The following is an 18836-nucleotide window of genomic DNA, read 5'->3' as shown; positions in this document are numbered from 1 at the left end:
CATGAAAAAGTATCAACAGAAATTCTCCGCTGATACTTTGGTTTTTATGGGATATCTAAAATTATTTCTCTACGTTTCTGATGATTACAATCTGCCCGCCTTCTTTGTTGGTATTCACGCCCGCACCGTCAGCATTTTTAAATTTATCTTTCTGCCATGTATGAGAGTGGATGTTTACCGTAAAGGTATTTGGAACTCCGATGATGTCTGAGATGTCAACCATCGCTCCATATTCCCATGAACCGAATTTCTGAAGGTTTCCGGACTGGTTGTAAGCGGTCTGCCATGCTGTATCCAATCTGTTGTGTTTCATATTCAGCCAAGGTTTGTACTGTTTTGTAGCAATATTCAGCTGCCAGATATAAGAATCGTGGGCTGCTGCCGTGTAATAAGAATCCCCGTCTTCCTGGATGTAAACGAAGTTTTCAGTTACACAAAGATTATCAGGATTGATCAGGTTATGCCCCGGATTGGAATCTCCTTCTGCAGCCACTTCCAGTTTTCCAGCCAACATATTGTTTTCGTTAAGAACAAGCTTGTAGACTCTTCCCCACATGGTTAATCCCGGTTTCGGAGTCACACCGTCTGAAGATTCCCCTGTTGCCGTAAAGTAAATTTCCCTTCCTTTTCCAGCTCCTTTTCTGTAATCTACGTCCTCAACTCTTGAAAAGCGGATGGCATTATTATCAATATTCTTTTGATTGATCTGAGCTCCTGTAAGATTTTTAGCATTGGAAATCTCTACAAATTCCACATCATAAGAACTTCCTTTTACCATATCGGTTTCCGTATAGTTGTTGTTGGTTCTCTTTAAAGCATATAATTTTCCGTTCTCAAGATCTCCCTGTGTATTGGAAACATACATGATCAGCTGTCCTGCAGACTGGTGTGATGAAGAGTAAGACTGATCTTCACCGATCATAATGTACGTTTTTCCGCCTGAAATATCTTTAGGAAGCGGAACTGCATTTTCCATTGAGGCTTTACCTAAAGCAGGTTTTACCCTTGTCTGGTCGGATGCCTGAGAAGCAGCTGCCAGTGGATTAATGGCATGAACCATACTTTCTTCACCGGATTCACCGGCAGTAAGAAATGCACTGAATCCGTGGGTTTCCGGAGTCGCAAGGGTAGCAGAACATAATCTGGTCATACCTCCGATCCCGTTTAGGATATATTCTCCTTTTACAGGTTTGAATGTTTTATCTAAATAAACTCTTGATACAGATTGAGTGATCTCATGGTTGTTAATCATCAAATAACCGTCCGAGTTGGGATCTTTCATAATTCCCATTCCGTCCGGCTGGCCTGCAAACACGAAATTGGGTGTTCCGGAAAGAATATCGGAACTTGAAATCAAAGTCGTAATATTCAGATTTTCAAAACCCGTCATCCCATAAACGAAGGCTGGCTCCTGTGAAAAGTTTTCAATTTTAATATCCTGATTGACAGGATTGGTTTTCTGACCGTCATTATTGTCATCGTTGCAGCTCTGAAAGGCCATAGCTGCAAACAATAGAGCTCCGATAGTTCTGTTAATTTTCATAATTACTTTTTTGAATTTCGATTGTAGCAAAACTAAAGGTCTATTGTGAATTATATTTTAAGGGGACGCAACAAATAGTTTAAGTTTAGGTAATGCTTTGTTAAGATAAGATCAATAATTAGAATGGTTATAAATAAAAAAAACTCCTGAAAATCTCAGGAGTTCTAATGTTTATGATAAGAGGATTAATCCTAAATATTCAACGCTTTTTGATAGGCATTTTCCAGACCATCAAGATTTTTACCTCCTGCCGTTGCAAAGCCCGGATTTCCGCCGCCGCCGCCCTGGATCTCTTTTGCCAGGTCTTTTACGATAGCTCCGGCTTGATAATCTGCTGCCAGATCTTCAGAAACTCCAACGGTGATCATTGGTTTTCCGTCTGCATCGGAAAGAATAATCGTTACTGAAGATGGGATTTCTCTTTTCAGCTGGAAAACAATATCTTTTACAGAACCTGCATCCAGAGAAGTTTTCTTAACCAATAACTGTTTGTTCCCTTTCTGCTCGTACGCGTTTTTCCATTCGCTGATTTCGCCTTTTGCTTTTTCCTTTTTAAGGGCTTCCACTTCGGATTTTAAAGACGCGTTTTCTTCAATCAGTTTTTCAATAGATCTTACCACATCTTTAGACTTTAGTAATTGAGAAAGCTCATGAATCTGATTTTCCAGATTTCTGAAGTATTCCTCAGATTTATCTCCTGAAATGGCTTCAATTCTTCTGATCCCTGCAGCTGCTGAACCTTCGGAAGTAATTTTGAAATGACCGATTTCGATTGTATTTTTTACGTGAGTTCCCCCGCAAAGTTCCTTAGAGCTTCCAAATTGGATCATTCTCACACTGTCACCGTACTTTTCACCGAACAAGGCCATTGCTCCTTTATCCAAAGCCTCCTGGATAGGAATACTTCTGAATTCCTGTAAAGCAATGCTTTCTTTGATCTTGTGGTTTACTTTTTCTTCTACCAATGCCAATTCTTCCTCCGTCATTTTATTGAAGTGAGAGAAGTCAAAACGAAGATAATCAGGACCTACGTAAGAACCTTTCTGCTCTACATGTGCTCCTAAAACCTCTCTTAATGCCTCATGTAAAAGGTGGGTTACCGAATGGTTGGCCTGGGAATTTTTTCTGTCAGCAGCATCCACTTTAGCATAAAAAACAGCTCCTGCATCTTTAGGAAGACCGTTGATCAAAGAAATGATCAGTCCGTTTTCTTTTTTAGTTTCTAAAACCTCAAAGCTTTCAACAGCATTTTCCAGAACGCCTTTGTCGCCTACCTGGCCACCGCCTTCCGGGTAAAAAGGAGAGCTGCTCAGTACCACCTGGTAAAATTCTCCGTCTTTATTTTCTACTTTTCTGTATCTTGTAATATAGGTTTCAGCTTCAATCTGATCATACCCTACAAAGTTTTCATCTCTTTCTTCTAAAGTTACCCAATCGTAAACTTTCTGAGCAGAATCAGCTTTAGAACGGAGTTTCTGCTTTTCCATTTCTGCCTTAAATCCAGCTTCATCAATGGTTAAGCCTTTTTCCTCTGCGATAATTCGGGTTAAATCATCCGGGAACCCGTAAGTATCATATAATTCAAAAACTTCTTCGCTTGGTAATACTTTTGAGCCGTCTGCAATGGTCTGCTGAATTAATTTTTCAACTCTGATCAGCCCGTTTTCAATAGTTTTTAAGAATGAATCTTCCTCACTTTTGATTACTTCAGAAACCAGTTTCCCCTGCTTTTCAATTTCAGGAAAGAAAGTACCCATTTGCTCTTGGAGTACAGCAACAAGCTTATAAAGGAAAGGCTCTTTCATGCCTAAGAATCTATAAGAATAAGAAATTCCTCTTCTTAAAATTCTTCTGATCACATAGCCCGCACCGCCGTTTGAAGGAAGCTGTCCGTCTGCAATCGCAAAAGCAACCGCTCTGATGTGGTCTACTACAACACGGATCGCAATATCTTTTTCGTCTTCTAAAATTCCTGTATATTTTTTACCTGAAAGTTCTTCCACTTTAGCAATAAGCGGAGTGAAAACGTCGGTGTCATAATTCGAAGATTTGCCCTGAAGTGCCATACACAAACGCTCGAAGCCCATTCCTGTATCCACATGCTGTGCAGGAAGTTTTTCCAGAGATTTGTCCGCCTTTCTGTTGAACTCCATGAAAACCAGATTCCATACTTCCACAACCTGTGGGTGATCATTGTTGACAAGATCAAGTCCTGACACTTTAGCTTTTTCTTCCGGAGTTCTCAGGTCAACATGGATTTCTGAACACGGTCCACATGGTCCACTTTCTCCCATTTCCCAGAAATTATCCTTCTTATTTCCATTGATAATTCTGTCTTCCGAAATGTATAATTTCCAGAAATCATAAGCATCCTGATCCCTTTCAAGATTTTCAGAAGCATCTCCTTCGAAAATCGTTACATATAAGTTCTCTTTGGGAATTCCGAATACTTCAGTGAGTAATTCCCAGGCAAAAGCAATAGCATCTTTTTTGAAATAATCACCGAAAGACCAGTTTCCCAACATTTCAAACATGGTGTGGTGGTATGTATCTCTTCCCACATCATCCAGGTCATTATGTTTTCCGGAAACCCTAAGACATTTCTGTGTATCGGCAATTCTTGGGGCCGTAGGCGTTTTGTAGCCTAAGAAAAAATCTTTGAACTGCGTCATTCCCGAGTTGGAAAACATAAGGGTAGGGTCGTCTTTCAGCACGATAGGAGCTGAAGGAACGATAAGGTGGTCTTTACTTTTAAAATAATCTAAAAATTTTTGACGTATCTCTTGTGATGTCATAGTATTGCTTTGCTTTTAAAACTATCAAATTTTTGATAAGATGCAAATTTAATGTTTTTAAGCGATTTGTAAATAATTTTATGCTATGTTTTGAATGGTGTAGAGTGGGAAGTGTTTATATCTTGTTGGATTGCTTTACCTGCAGTTCGCAATGACGTTTGTAATAAAACTTTGTATATTATCATTTAACTTTTTATATTCGTTTTAATATTAAATAAAGACCTGATAGATTTTATGATTTCGAAGCCTGAATATAATGATCTGCGCAATCAATAAAATGAGTTTTTTATGATATTAAAGAATAAAAAATGACGAAAAACGAAGTACTGAAAAGCTGGGTAGAACAGTATTCCGGACCTCTTCTGAAAAGGGCAGCTTACCTGCTTTCAGATAAATTGGAAGCAGAAGATTTGGTTCAGGAGGTCTTTTTGGCTGCCTATTCGTCTTATAATTCTTTTGAAGGGAAAAGCCAGCCGCTGACTTGGCTGACAGCTATTTTAAATAGGAAAGCTGCTGATTTTTACCGGAAAAAATATAAATCAGAACCAGAGATCAGACTGGATCATTTCTTTGATGAGACAGGTTCCTGGAAGAATGACGGTGTTTTGAATGACTGGAATGTTTCGGAGAAAGAATCTGAGCTTTTGGATAATAAAGATTTTAATAAAACGCTTGAAGATTGTATTGAGGATTTGCCCATCAGATGGAAGATTCCGATGAAAATGTATTATCTTCAGGAAAAAAAAGCACCGGAAGTGAGTCAGGAATTGCAGATTTCTGCGACCAATCTATGGAAGATTCTTCAGAGAAGCAGAATGCAGCTGAGGGAATGCCTGGAGGTCAACTGGTTTGCAAACTTATAACCATATCATAAAATGTTGAGAAAATTTATTCATATTCTGTTCCTGCCATGTAGCAAAGCAACGATGCTGATGGAAAAAAGGAATGCCAAAGCGATCTCCCAGAAGGAAGACTGGCAGCTTTCCATGCATCTGAAGATCTGTAAATGGTGCAGAGCTTATGAAGAGAAACTGCAAATTTTAGATGATATTTTAAAACGGAGACTTTCTCAAAAAGATAAAACTGAAATTAATGATTCTGATATTCAGGTTGTTAAAAATAAAGTTTTAGAAAAATTAAATCTTTAGAAGAAATATTGTCAGGATTTTGAAATGCCTCCGACTATACTTTTGAAAATAATAAAGTATCATTCAAAATCTTAAGACATGAACGGAACATCACAACTTAACGTAGAATCGCAGACTTACAAAACAGGATATTATATTTCGCTTTTTGGTGCCGCGTTTATTTTACTCTGGATCGGAATCTTTAAATTTACTCCCACAGAAGCTGCTGCTATTAAACCTCTGGTCGAAAACCATTTCCTTACTTTTTTCGTATATAAAATAGCAAGTGTACAGATCGTGTCAAATGCTATTGGAGTGATAGAAATTATCATTGCATTATTACTGATATTTAGTGTGAAATTTGCATCTCTAAGAAAGTATGCCGGGATCGGGATGATTATGACATTTCTGGTAACATTGAGCTATCTTTTTACCACTCCCGGAATCTGGAAAATAGTGGACGGTGTTCCTGTCACAGATTTTTTTATTCTGAAAGACCTAATGCTTTTAGGATTTGGATTAATGATATTTCAAAAAAAATGAATACAAATAAAAAGATAAAAATGAAAAATATATTAATATTACTCGGAATGATTCTGGGAATAGGAGTATTTGCAATGAGTTGTGGAAATTCAAAAAAAATGAAATCCACTGAAACTAAAAAAGAAAATGAGACCATTATGGACAGTAAAAATGTAAAAGAAGTTTATTTTGCAGGTGGATGTTTCTGGGGAACAGAGCACTTTTTTCAACAAATTCGTGGTGTGGTGGGAACTGAAGTTGGCTATGCAAACGGGAATGTTAAAAACCCGACGTATGAGCAGGTTGTAAGTCATACAACAGGTTTTGCTGAAACGGTAAAAGTGAAATATGATCCTGAACAGGTTGATCTTAGGCTGCTGATTGATTTGTATTTTAAAACGATTGATCCGACAAGTTTAAACCAACAGGGAAATGACCGGGGAGATCAGTACAGAACAGGGATTTATTCTACAGATAAAAACACAGAAGCGATTGTAAAAGAAGAAGTTGCAAAATTGTCTAAGAATTTCAGCAAGCCGGTTGTAGTAGAAACAATTCCGTTGAAAAACTTCTACAAAGCAGAAGATTATCATCAGGATTATCTCGGCAAAAATCCGGGAGGTTACTGTCATATCGAGCCGGGACTTTTTGAAATGGCTAAAAACGCCAACCCGCTTCCCAAAGCAAAATACCAGAAGCAGGATAAAAAAGTATTGAAAGAAAAACTAACCTCAGAACAATATAAGGTAACCCAGGAAAACGCAACGGAAAGACCTTTCCAGAATGAATACTGGGACGAAACGCGCGAAGGGATCTATGTAGATGTTACCACCGGAGAACCACTATTTATTTCAACCGATAAGTTTGAATCCGGTTGCGGATGGCCAAGTTTTTCAAAACCGATTACCAAAAAACTGATAGACGAGAAAATGGACAAATCTGCCGGAATGATAAGAGTGGAAGTAAGAAGTAAAACTGGAGATGCTCACCTTGGACACGTTTTCACAGACGGTCCTGCGGATAAGGGCGGCCTTAGATACTGTATCAACAGCGCTTCGCTGAAGTTTATTCCTAAAGCTGACATGGAGAAAAAAGGCTACGGAGATTATATTTCTCTGCTGGATAAAAAATAATATGAAGATAGACTGCTGAAAGGCGGTCTTTTTTAGATTAAAATGCAAATTCTTTTGCGGATTTCACGGATAGCGCGGATATTTGAGCCCCTTTCTCTGATCAAACCAAAAAAAGTGATCCAAAGGACCACTTAATTTTTAATCAATTAAAATTTTTTAAATTATTCAATCTTTCAATTTTTAAAACCCAGGCAACCTACTAATGAACTATACCAAAATTTAATGTAACAAGATTCACAGTATCATTGTTTTATGGATGTAACTATTTTTATGAAATAGAGACCTATTGAGGAAACATCAAAAAACAAAACTATGAAAACCATGAAATGGATAAAAAGACTGTTAATGGCCTTGCTTTTAATCGTCATCCTGTTATTAATTACCGGATTTATTTTTGAAAGAATATCCCGTTCAATTGCTGAAAAAATTCAACCGGACGGTCAGCTTGCAGAAGTTGAAAATCACAGGATGCATTACCTGATGGAAGGAAAAGGCGGGCCTACAGTAGTTTTCGAAACAGCTTTCGATCCCGCGGGTCATCTGCAATGGTATCATATCCAGAAAGATCTTCCGAAAAATTATACTACATTTTCCTATGACAGATCCGGAATTTTGTGGAGTGAACGGGGAACAAATCCTAAAACAGGCGAGAAAATGGCAGAAGAACTTCATTCGCTTCTCGAAAAATCAAAAGCACCCAAACCTTATATCCTTGTCGGGCACTCATTTGGAGGCATGCTTACCCGTTTTTTCGCACAAAAATATCCGGCGGATGTTGCAGGAGTGATATTGGTAGACAGCCAGTATCCGGCAGATGAAAAATACCTGTCACCTGAAATGCATAAAATGGTAAATCAAGGGCTTCCGGGAGGATTTCTCCAGTTTGCAAATACTTTTGGTATGGCTAGACTTATGTTTGAAAATATGTTTCCTGCCAGCCCTCAGTATACCTATCAAAATACCCTAATGCCTGCGCTGCTTTACAAAAGCGCCAACGCTACTTTGGAAGAACAGGACCATATGAAATCTATTAAAGCCGAAGCTGCCGCCATCAATTCTTTTGGCTCAATTCCTTTGTGTGTAATTACAGCAGGTGATAAGACAAGATACAACAGCTTTATTAAAGATCAGAAATTAAAGAACGAGATGCTGGAAGCATGGGACAAAATGCAGAAAGATCTGTTGAATTTATCTACCGACAGTAAACAGATCATTGTAGCAAAAAGTGGGCATTATATTAATCAGGACCAGCCGAAGATCATAGAAGAAGCTGTAAACGATATGGTTAAAAAAGTTACGGTTAAGTAAAAGGCTTTTGCTTTCCTGTTTTCTTCTTCATAATATCAGGGTGAGTTCATGTTAAACTTTAATATATTTTCCAATAGATTTTAAGATTAAAATATTAAATTTGATAGAATTAATCGGTAGTTTTATGAAGTTAATTGAGTTAGCTAAGGAGCTTAACGTTTCGGCAGAAGCCATCAAACAGTTTATCCAGGATTTTGATCTTGAGCTGGGGGTATGCATCAGTACAAACTTTGAAGTGAAGAAAGATTTCGAAAAGTTTGCCCGCGAAAACCTGGATTTTTTGAAGCTTTATGAGAAAGATCTGGACAAAAATAAAACCCTGGAGCAGATTGCTGAGGTGATCAATCAGCCCAAAGAAAAAATCGAAGAAGCAATTAAAGAAGGAAATCCCAATATTTTTGATAACGGCTTTTTCCGTTCATCAATCTCAAGTTATGGCATTGATAATAAGCTCGGTGGCAATTATCAGTTCGTTTATGATTATTTCGGGCAGAAAACTACTCTTCAACACAGGGATTTTATCGGATACAGAGATCTGTTCTTTTATATATCAGCCGTTTTAGAGCCATTCTTAAATCCTCAGCAGATCAAAGACTGGGGAATACATAAACCTGCGGGAATTATTCTGTACGGACCTCCGGGAAGCGGAAAAATATTCTGGGCGACCAAAATTGCCGAGATTATCGGATATCAATTTAAAGAAGTCAAAAAACATTATTTGGGAACCTCTTTCATAGACGGGAATAAAACCAACTTTAATGATTTTCTGCTTACCATGATGAAAGAAGAAAAAGTCCTGCTTTTCCTCGACGATTTTGATGAAATCATGATGGAAAGAAAAGCGGAAACTGACATTGCCTCCTGTAATCTGGAAACTCAGGAGCTGATCCTGCATTATATCGGGAAATTTGAGAAAGAAGAACTGCTGATGGTGGGTTCCGCCAATTCCGTTTCTGAGATTAATGAAGAAATTCTTGCTCCGGGAAGATTTGATGTGATGATTCCTATATTTCCACCCAATGCTGCAGAGCGTTCAGAGATTATTCTGTATGCGATGACCAGAGAGCTTGAAGAAGATTCCCTTCTTTATAAAATTCTTAAAAATAATAAAGCTGATAAAGTTCCGTTCTGGCATGAGATTTCGTCTAAAATGAAGGCATTCAGTAATACCATGCTTATTGATTTTACACAGAGTCTGAAGAAACGCCTTAAAAACAAATATCAGCAGACCAAGAATGAAAACCTTAAGATCGATCAGAAACTTTTGGAAGCGGCGCTGAGAGATGCTGCCGGAAAGTTGACCGGAGAATACCTGGATCAGGTCGCAAGGTTCCTGGCAGACACCATTATTAATAATTTCGACGAATTTAAATTCAGGATTCAGGCTCTGAAAAAAGAGTTGGATACCTATAAAGCCGTTGAAGAACCAAGAAGAGCAATCGGATTTCAGCATAATGGGGAAGAGGGACATGACGTTGCAAAAGGGTAATTGGGTTTTGAGAGTTTTAGAGTAAGAGAGTTTGGACGCTATAGCGTTTGAGGATACAAATCTTGTCTAAAATCTTGACTCTTGGTTTGGGTCCTTAAATATCAATACATTGTAAAAAAATGAACAGCATCTGGGAACTGGAAACCTTTTACAGGAAAAGAGATATTGTCATCATCGGAGCTGGATTTTCCGGGCTTTGGACTGCTGTATCCATTAAGGAAAAATATTCTGAAAAATCTGTATTAATTATTGAAAGAAATACCGTTCCGCTGGGAGCCTCAACCCGGAATGCAGGATTTGCCTGCTTTGGAAGCTTGACGGAAGTCATTGCTGATTCCCGGAAAATGGGCTGGGAAAAAACACTTGAGCTGGTTAAGATGAGGTTTGAAGGTCTGCAGAAAATCAAAAGATATTTTAACAGTGATGAAATTGATTTTGAATTGAACGGAGGTTATGAAATTTTAAATAATGCTGAACCTTTAGAACATTTAGATACCGTTAATGAAAAGCTGAAAGAGATGACCGGTCTTGATAAAACTTATTTCCTTAACCAAGAGAAAATTCAGGAATTCGGGCTTGGAAAATCTGAATTTCTGGTAGAAAATCCCTGCGAAGGAAGCCTTCATTCCGGAAAATTATTGCAGAAGCTTTTAGAAAAATGTTATGAACTGAAAGTCGAATTTCTTTTTGGAACAGAAGTGAAAAGCATTAATGAAATTACAGGGGAAATCGAGATCTGTCTTTCGGAGGATCTTTCTGTAAAAGCTGAGCAGATTATTTATTGTACCAATGCTTTCAGCTCAAAGTTTCTTGAAAAAGAGGAAATTATTCCCGCACGGGGACAGATTCTTTTGACGGAACCAATTGAAGGCTTGAAATTGAAAGGAACATTTCATTATGACGAAGGGTTTTATTATTTCAGAAACCTGGGAAACAGAGTTCTTTTGGGAGGAGGACGGAATCAGGATTTTAGAACTGAAGAAACAACAGCTTTTGAAACCACAGGATTCCTACAGAAACATTTGGAAACCTTTTTAAAAGAAGTTATTTTACCAGAGCAAGATTTTAAGATTGCGCTCCGCTGGTCAGGAATTATGGCCATGGGTTCAGAAAAAACACCAATTGTGAAACAGCTTTCAGAAAGACAGTACTGTGCCGTAAGGCTTTCAGGAATGGGAGTGGCACTGGCTCCGAAGATAGGGGAAATAATAGCCGGAATGATTGGATAGAAGGTGAAAAGTTTGTCAATGGTGAATTTTGCTGCCCCAAATGAATGGGCAATGGATGAATTGTGAATTAAAAGAATGATATTAATAAAATAATACTAAACTTGCATCGTCGTATCCCAACTCATACTCAAAACTCACCTACACCAGAACTCTCAAACCCACTTCCCAACTCACAAAAGAATTCCGTATTTTTGCATAAAATAAAAAATTCGTGATCAACAACGACCAGATAAAAGAAGTTCAGTCTAGAATTACAGACTTATATAAATACCTTCAGATCGAAAAAAAGAAGATCGAAATAGCAAATGATGATGAAAAAACCGCTGCTCCGGAATTTTGGGACAGTCCAAAAGAAGCTGAAGTCTTTCTGAAGCAACTCCGTTCCAAAAAAAGATGGGTAGAGGATTATGAAGAGATCAGTACCCAATTTGAAGATCTGCAGGTGTTGGCAGAATTTGCTAAAGAAGATCCCGATTCCGAAAAAGAGCTGGATGAAACATTTCCTAAGCTTGTAGAAAAAATAGAAGACCTGGAATTTAAAAATATGCTTTCCAATGAAGGAGATGAGCTTTCTGCTGTTCTTCAGATCACGGCGGGAGCTGGTGGTACGGAAAGTTGCGACTGGGCTTCGATGCTGATGAGAATGTATACCATGTGGGCTGAAAAACAAGGCTACAAAATTCGCGAACTAAACTATCAGGAAGGCGAGGTCGCCGGAGTGAAAACCGTGACACTGGAAATTGATGGTGAATATGCCTTCGGATATCTGAAAGGCGAGAACGGAGTACACAGGCTGGTAAGAATTTCACCTTTCGACAGTAACGCAAAACGCCATACCAGTTTCGTTTCAGTATATGTTTACCCTTTAGTAGATGATACCATCGAAATCAATATCAACCCTGCTGATATTTCATTTGAAACCATGAGATCTTCCGGAGCCGGAGGACAGAACGTAAACAAGGTAGAAACTGCCGTACGTCTTCGCCACGCGCCAACCGGGATTATCATTGAAAACTCCGAGTCCCGTTCTCAGCTTCAGAACAAAGAAAAAGCCATGCAGCTCCTTCGTTCAAGACTTTATGAAATGGAGCTTGAGGCACGTATGAAAGCAAGAAACGAGATAGAGGCCAATAAAATGAAAATAGAGTGGGGAAGCCAGATCAGAAACTATGTGATGCATCCGTATAAACTGGTGAAAGACGTTCGTTCCGGTCACGAAACTTCAGATGTGGATTCCGTCATGAACGGAAATCTTACACCATTCTTAAAAGCCTTCCTTATGGCCGATGGTACCGCTGTTTCAGACGATGATATGGACTTGTAAAATATCATGTCCTTATTTTAGTTAAAATCTTATAATTAATTTTTGTTTAAGACTTTTTACACTTACTTTTGTTGTTAATCGTTATATATGGAAGATTTCAATAGCTGGAGAGATTTATTGAACCCCGAGTTTTATATCAAAATGGGTGGGTTCTGGCTTATTTTATTTATTGTTTTTGCTGAAACAGGTCTTTTTATAGGATTTTTCCTGCCTGGAGATTCATTACTGTTTGTATCAGGAATTTATGCTGTTGATATCATCAAAGCGACTTTCGGATCCACGGGGAGCGATTTTCTGGATACAACCATTCTGGCTTCCTGTGTAGCGCTTGCTGCAATTATAGGAAATGAGGTGGGTTATTACTTTGGAGTGAAAACCGGTCCTGCTTTATACAAAAAGCAGGATACCATGCTGTTTAAAAAGAAATATCTTTATCAGGCCCATGACTTTTTTGAAAAGCACGGAGCATTGGCGATCATCATGGCCAGATTTTTACCGGTGGTAAGAACCTTTACTCCAATTGTTGCAGGTATTGTGAAAATGGACAAAAAAGAATTTTTGAGAGATAATATTATCGGGGCCATTCTTTGGTCGTTTATCCTCATATTTGCCGGACATTATCTGGACAAGCTTTTCCAGGAGCAGTTCGGAATCAATCTAAAAGAGAAGCTGGAACTGATTATTATTATCATCGTTCTGGTAACAACACTTCCGGTAATCATCAAGTTTGTTTTCGGTAAGAAAGAAGACTTCTCTAAATACGAAGACAAAGATTCTGAATAAGAATACAAAAAAATATAGATAACCTGCTTTCCGGCAGGTTATTTTTTTATCCATTCCAGAATATTCGGATAGATAATGCTGTCTCTTTTTATTTTGCTGAAAAACCTCGGAACATGGCCTGTCTTTTCCATAAAGATGAGCTTGTGAGGTACATTTTGCCTGGTAAGTGCAGAATCCATGGACAGTCCCTGATGCTGATTCACCAGAAAATCATTATTTCCCTGAAACAATAACGTGGGAACGTTGGATATATTGGCGATCGGGCTCGCTTCCTTAAAAGCTTCAGATATATTTTTACGGTCGAATTTTGTTCCTACCACTTTTTGGAAAGTTGGAGAGGTATATTTTGAATAAAATGAATTCAGGTATTCCGGGCTGTAAAAATCTGTCGGGCCGCTCAGTGAAATGATCTTTTTGATCTGTTTAGTGTGTTGGTAGCCATACAGCAGGGCAAGATGACCGCCGGCACTTTCTCCCAGCAGAATATAATTGTCCGGCTGAAGCTCTGCTTTTTCTGCAAGAGAATTAAACTTTTCAATCGCAGAGCCAATATCTTCCAGCTGCTGCTTATACGTGATATTTTTCCGTTTTGAAACCAACCTGTAATTCATATTGATACTCGGGATCTTATGTTCAAAAAGCATTTTCTGGATTTTGATCATATGTTCCTTTCTTCCGAGAGTCCAGGCACCGCCATGTATGATAAGAACGACAGGAGTATCTTCTGTATAATCCAATGGAAGAAAAACATCCATTTTTTGCCTTTTATGCTCGCCGTATTTTAAATTATATATTTTTTGCTGCCCGCCGGTCCCTACCCAGACCCTGAATCTTGTATTGCATGACTGCAGCATGAAACTAAGGCATCCTATAACAAAAAAATGGTATCTGAGAATGAGTTTTTTCATTAATTAAAATTACAGAAAAATTATAGGAAAGGAGACTGTCGGTTAATGATTTTTGATAGGTGATGAGGCATATTTATAACACAAAAATGAGATAAAAATACTTAAAGTTTCTCTCCTGTTTTGGATGAAAGTCCTTTTTTAACGGTAATTATGCCTTTTTCTCCCTCTTTGAAGATAAAAGTAATTTCACTGTCATCATCCTGCAGAAAAAATGAATGGTCATTTTCAGCCAGCATTCTTACTTTTGGTTCGTTGTTATTCTGAATAAAAAGCTGCCCATTTTCATACAAAATATGGATTGTATTATCTTCTGACAATTTATAATTACCCGCATATTTTTTAAGAATGGCATCGTCCGCTATTATTTCTTTTTTTGGCTTTGGAAGCTCATAAGGTTGATTTAAAAGCGCACCCAGAATCGTATTTCCAGCTTTTTCCAGCTTTTTGCTGGTAATATTGTTGAGCAGTATAATGCAGATGTCATCAGCAGGAATCATAGCAAAATAACTTGTTGCGCCTTCAATATTTCCACCATGATTAATCACTTTTTTTCCATAAAGATCATCAATGAACCAACCATAGCCGTAGCCGCTTAGAAAAGGTGTTGTTGCTTTCCTGAATGCTTCTTTAGAAACAATCTTATAGTCTCTGAGTCCCTTATAATATTTGTAAAGGTCTTCAGCTGTGCTGTAAATCTGTCCTGCAGAAGCTGTTAATTCTGGGTTCCATATTTCTGTTTTTTCCTGTCTTGTTTTTGAAAGGTAGGCATAAGGAATTGTTTTATCCGGGCTTTTCAGTGACGGATAATCAAAGCCTGTATGATTCATTTTCAGAGGGTCTAAGATGAATTTTCTCACAGCATCTTCATAAGAAAGGCCTGTAATTTTTTCAATAATAACTCCAAGCAGGATATATCCAGAATTGGTATATGAAAACTGGCTTCCCGGTTCAAAATCTAAAGGTTCGTCCTTGAAAAAGGAGATTTCCTTGTTTGGGCTGATACTTTCGCCCGTATGAAGAAGACGGAAATATTCTTTGTTTCGCAGCGGCTCATAAATTCCTGACGTGTGGGCGAGCAGATGTTCAACAGTAATTTCATTCCCTCTCGGATAATCTGCAATATATTTGGAGATTGGGTCCTTCACCGAGAGTTTTCCTTCTTCACTTAGTTTGACAATAACCAATGCAGTGAAAGATTTGGTTAAAGAAGCAATCTGGTAAATGCTGTTATTTCGGTTAGAGATTTTCTTTTCTGCATCCTGCCATCCGTAAGATCTTTCGAAAATCATTTTGTTTTGATGGATAAGCGCTGTGCCGTTAAATTTGTTGATTACAGAATAAGCTTTAATAATAGTGTCTATTTCCTGTTTCTTTTCCAGGCTTTCTCTGTTGCCTTCCGCTTTGTTTTGGGATTTCAATGGAGAACAAAACGTACTGAATATAAAAGTCATACATCCTAAAAAAAGAATATAATGTTTATAGCTCATGGTAGTATTGGTTTTTAGCAGGGTAAAAGTAAGCAGAGTTTTTTCATTTAAACCGTTCATCAGAAGAAAATATTTAAAATTAATATCCAGAATCAAATAAAAATAGATTTTAATAATTATTTTTGCTCGACTTAACGTTTATTAAAAAAATATTAAAATAATATGGCATCTGGTTTTTTTGCGATTTTAGATGATATTGCGGCGCTGATGGATGATGTAGCAGTTACAAGTAAAATAGCTACACAGAGAACAGCGGGTATTCTTGGAGATGATCTGGCTGTGAATGCAGAGAAGGCCACAGGCTTCCTTTCTTCACGGGAAATCCCGGTTTTGTGGGCAATTACAAAAGGCTCATTTATCAACAAATTAATCATTCTGCCTGTTGTGTTTTTTCTCAACTGGCTGTATGCTCCGGCCATTAATTATGTATTGATTCTGGGAGGATTATACTTGGCTTTTGAAGGTGTTGAAAAAATTATAGAATTTCTTTTTCACCGCGAAAAGGAAGGTCATGAAGTTGTGGAAGAAATTATTGAAGATGAAAAAAGTGACGAAGACATAGAAAAAGCAAAGATAAAATCGGCAATTACTACAGATTTTATTTTATCAATTGAGATTGTGATTATTGCTTTGGGTACAGTTTTGGAAGAAAGCCACCCTTTCCTTACACAGATTTTGGTAACGAGTTTGGTGGCATTTATTGCGACTGTGGGAGTGTACGGAATTGTTGCTTTGATTGTAAGAATGGACGATGCAGGTTTTAAGTTAATCAAAAAAAGTAATGATAAAGGATTCTTTGGAAAGCTTGGACATCTATTGGTGAAAGCTTTGCCTATCGTTATCAAGGCTTTGGGAGTTATCGGTACAATTGCTTTAATTATGGTAGCGGGCGGTATTTTTGCTCATAGAATAGAATTTTTTCATCATATTTTACCTTCCTGGTCTTCTAGCGAGCTTCTGACTATTTTAAAAGAAATTATTCTTGGTCTTATAGGAGGATTAGGGGCTGTAGCTATTTTTACGGCAGGGAAGAAGATTTATTCACTTGCAATTAAGAAATAACAGATTACAGATATAGCGATAAAAAAACTCAGCAGTACGACTGCTGAGTTTTTTAGTTTTGAATAACAAGGCACTTTGCAATGCCCTTCTATATTAATTGAATAGATCTTTTACTTTATCAAAAAAAGTTTTCTCCTTTCCGGAAGGTTCTGCAACCATTTCTCCACTTGACATTTGCTTCTCAAAGAAATCTTTCTGCTCTTTAGTCAGCTTTTGCGGGGTCCATACGTTAATGTGGATGAACATATCACCTTTACCATAGCTGTCGATGCTTGGGAGACCCTTTCCTGCCAATCTGAGGATCTTTCCGGACTGTGTGCCCGGATCAATGGTGATCTTCACCTTACCGCCTACTGTAGGAACTTCTTTCTTAGTTCCTAAGGCTGCTTCTGCAAAAGAGACATATAATTCCTGGTGAAGATTATCTCCCTCTCTCTTGATTGTTTTATCTACTTCTTCTTCAATGATTACCAATAAGTCTCCCGGAATTCCGCCAAAAGGAGCGTCATTTCCTTTTCCTCTTACATTAAGCTGGATCCCGTCTCTAGCACCTGCAGGAATATTGATGGAAATTTCTTCCTCATCCTTAATTAGTCCTTGTGCATTAGCTCCGGCAGGGATTTTATCCGCTACTTTCCCGATTCCCTGACAGGTACCGCAGGTAGTCTGCGTCTGCATCTGCCCGAACATCGTGTTCATTACTTTGAGCTGCACACCGGAACCGTTACAGGTTGGACATACTTTTGAAGTGGCACCTTCCGCCATCTTCATTTTTTTTACTTTGATGGTTTTTTGTGTTCCGTTCACCATTTCTTCAAGGCTCAGCTTGATTCTAATTCTTAAGTTGGAACCTTTCACCTGCTGACGTCCTCCGCCATTTCCACCAAAACCGCCAAAGCCACCACCGAAAATATCTCCAAACTGGCTGAAAATATCCTCCATGTTCATACCTCCGCCGAAGCCTCCGCCTCCGAAACCACCATTACCACCCATCCCGGCATGGCCGAACTGGTCATATCTGGCACGTTTCTGGTCGTCGCTCAGTACTTCATAAGCTTCTGCTGCTTCCTTAAATTTTTCCTCGGCCTCTCTATCTCCTGGATTTTTATCCGGGTGATATTTAATGGCCATTTTTCGGTATGCTTTCTTTATCTCGTCAGCTGATGCAGATTTACTGATCTCAAGAACTTCGTAATAATCTCTTTTTGACATGTTGATTATAATTGATTACTGATAAATGATAACTGATGCCTATTGCGTATGGCTTAAAGCCTGCTGCCAATCAATTATCTATCACCATTTATCATTCATTTAATATTAGTTTCCTGTTACTACTTTTGCAAATCGGATTACTTTATCACCTAAAGTATATCCTGTTTCAATAACATCTACGATTTTGCCTTTCAAATCTTCAGATGGAGCAGGAATCTGAGTAATTGCTTCATGGAAATCTACATTGAAGGTATCACCTGCATTAACTTCCATAGCTTTTAACCCCTTTTCAGTAAGTCTGTTTTTAAATTTCTGATAAATCAGCTCCACACCCTGAAGGTCAGATGCATTTCCGTTTTTAGCAATTTCTTTTAACGCTCTCTCGAAGTCATCCAAAACTCCCAGCATAGAAACCATCATATCCTGATTGGCATACTGGAAGAACTCCATCTTCTCTTTGGCTGTTCTTTTTTTATAATTTTCGAATTCAGCGTACAATCTGATATAACGGTCCTTTTCTTCTGCCAAAAGTTCTTCTGCAGAAGGTTTAGCTGTCACATTGTCCTCAGATCCCGCTTCGTCCTGAATGTTGTTTACTTCCTGATTATTGATGCTTTCTTCGTTAATATCCTGGTTTTCCATAATTCAATATTTATTTAAAGAATTGATTGACAAAGAACCTGCCAAATACAAAAAAATGGACATTAAGGCAGAAAATGGAGAAGCTGATTGATTGTGAATGGTCAATTTTGCTGTGCAAGTCAATGGTCAATTAACGGCTGTTAAAAAATTCACAATTGACTATTCACGATTCATTACACTTTTAATTGTGAAAGGTCAATTTTGCTATGCAAGTTAATGGTCAATTACCGGCTGTTATAAAATTCACAATTGCCGATTCAATATTCACTATA

Annotated in this window: 16 protein-coding genes; 10 read left to right on the top strand and 6 right to left on the bottom strand. The window is 38.1% G+C overall.

Annotated elements, in window-relative coordinates:
• Positions 1-61 precede the first annotated feature (61 nt).
• The gene (locus ACMGDK_RS05965) at positions 62-1543 is read right to left on the bottom strand and encodes a hypothetical protein (protein WP_436807090.1); all 1482 of its coding nucleotides are present in this window, start codon (positions 1541-1543) and stop codon (positions 62-64) included.
• 191 nt (positions 1544-1734) lie between these two features.
• The gene (gene alaS, locus ACMGDK_RS05960; RefSeq protein WP_436807089.1) at positions 1735-4338 is read right to left on the bottom strand and encodes an alanine--tRNA ligase; all 2604 of its coding nucleotides are present in this window, start codon (positions 4336-4338) and stop codon (positions 1735-1737) included.
• 308 nt (positions 4339-4646) lie between these two features.
• Between alaS and ACMGDK_RS05955 the strand changes: the two genes are divergently transcribed.
• The 9 genes from ACMGDK_RS05955 (at position 4647) to ACMGDK_RS05915 (ending at position 13253) form a co-directional block, all read left to right on the top strand.
• Positions 4647-5201: a sigma-70 family RNA polymerase sigma factor gene (locus ACMGDK_RS05955; RefSeq protein WP_436807088.1), complete on the top strand. Its 555-nt coding sequence runs from the start codon at positions 4647-4649 to the stop codon at positions 5199-5201.
• Positions 5202-5213: 12 nt separating this feature from the next.
• Positions 5214-5486, top strand: a complete 273-nt coding sequence (locus tag ACMGDK_RS05950; RefSeq protein WP_436807087.1) for a hypothetical protein — start codon at positions 5214-5216, stop codon at positions 5484-5486.
• A gap of 78 nt (positions 5487-5564) precedes the next feature.
• Positions 5565-6008, top strand: a complete 444-nt coding sequence (locus ACMGDK_RS05945; protein WP_436807086.1) for a DUF417 family protein — start codon at positions 5565-5567, stop codon at positions 6006-6008.
• Between the two features lie 20 nt (positions 6009-6028).
• On the top strand, positions 6029-7120 hold the full coding sequence (gene msrB / locus ACMGDK_RS05940; RefSeq protein ID WP_436807085.1) for a peptide-methionine (R)-S-oxide reductase MsrB: 1092 nt from the start codon (positions 6029-6031) through the stop codon (positions 7118-7120).
• Positions 7121-7432: 312 nt separating this feature from the next.
• Positions 7433-8428: an alpha/beta hydrolase gene (locus ACMGDK_RS05935; RefSeq protein WP_436807084.1), complete on the top strand. Its 996-nt coding sequence runs from the start codon at positions 7433-7435 to the stop codon at positions 8426-8428.
• A gap of 124 nt (positions 8429-8552) precedes the next feature.
• On the top strand, positions 8553-9917 hold the full coding sequence (locus ACMGDK_RS05930) for an AAA family ATPase (RefSeq protein ID WP_436807083.1): 1365 nt from the start codon (positions 8553-8555) through the stop codon (positions 9915-9917).
• Between the two features lie 119 nt (positions 9918-10036).
• The gene (locus tag ACMGDK_RS05925) at positions 10037-11146 is read left to right on the top strand and encodes an NAD(P)/FAD-dependent oxidoreductase (RefSeq protein ID WP_436807082.1); all 1110 of its coding nucleotides are present in this window, start codon (positions 10037-10039) and stop codon (positions 11144-11146) included.
• A 211-nt stretch (positions 11147-11357) separates the two neighbouring features.
• Complete coding sequence (gene prfB, locus ACMGDK_RS05920; RefSeq protein WP_426049043.1) at positions 11358-12470, top strand: peptide chain release factor 2; 1113 nt, start codon at positions 11358-11360, stop codon at positions 12468-12470.
• Between the two features lie 87 nt (positions 12471-12557).
• A complete protein-coding gene (locus ACMGDK_RS05915; protein WP_436807081.1) occupies positions 12558-13253 on the top strand; it encodes a DedA family protein in 696 nt (231 codons plus the stop codon).
• Between the two features lie 38 nt (positions 13254-13291).
• On the opposite strand, the gene ACMGDK_RS05910 is transcribed toward ACMGDK_RS05915, so the two are convergent.
• Complete coding sequence (locus ACMGDK_RS05910) at positions 13292-14161, bottom strand: alpha/beta hydrolase (RefSeq protein ID WP_436807080.1); 870 nt, start codon at positions 14159-14161, stop codon at positions 13292-13294.
• 101 nt (positions 14162-14262) lie between these two features.
• The gene (locus ACMGDK_RS05905) at positions 14263-15708 is read right to left on the bottom strand and encodes a serine hydrolase (protein ID WP_436807079.1); all 1446 of its coding nucleotides are present in this window, start codon (positions 15706-15708) and stop codon (positions 14263-14265) included.
• Positions 15709-15810: 102 nt separating this feature from the next.
• Here ACMGDK_RS05905 and ACMGDK_RS05900 point away from each other — a divergent pair, with 102 nt between their 5' ends.
• Positions 15811-16710 carry a DUF808 family protein gene (locus ACMGDK_RS05900; RefSeq protein WP_436807078.1) on the top strand — a complete coding sequence of 300 codons (900 nt, stop codon included), beginning with the start codon at positions 15811-15813 and terminating at the stop codon, positions 16708-16710.
• Between the two features lie 93 nt (positions 16711-16803).
• Here ACMGDK_RS05900 and dnaJ read toward each other — a convergent pair whose 3' ends face one another.
• Positions 16804-17922: a molecular chaperone DnaJ gene (dnaJ, locus tag ACMGDK_RS05895; protein WP_436807077.1), complete on the bottom strand. Its 1119-nt coding sequence runs from the start codon at positions 17920-17922 to the stop codon at positions 16804-16806.
• A 105-nt stretch (positions 17923-18027) separates the two neighbouring features.
• Positions 18028-18564, bottom strand: a complete 537-nt coding sequence (locus ACMGDK_RS05890) for a nucleotide exchange factor GrpE (protein WP_436807076.1) — start codon at positions 18562-18564, stop codon at positions 18028-18030.
• Between the last annotated feature and the right edge of the window lie 272 nt (positions 18565-18836).

It is taken from the genome of Chryseobacterium hilariae (assembly GCF_051400735.1).
Taxonomy (GTDB): Bacteria; Bacteroidota; Bacteroidia; order Flavobacteriales; family Weeksellaceae; genus Chryseobacterium.
This window is presented reverse-complemented; position numbering and strand designations above follow the sequence as displayed.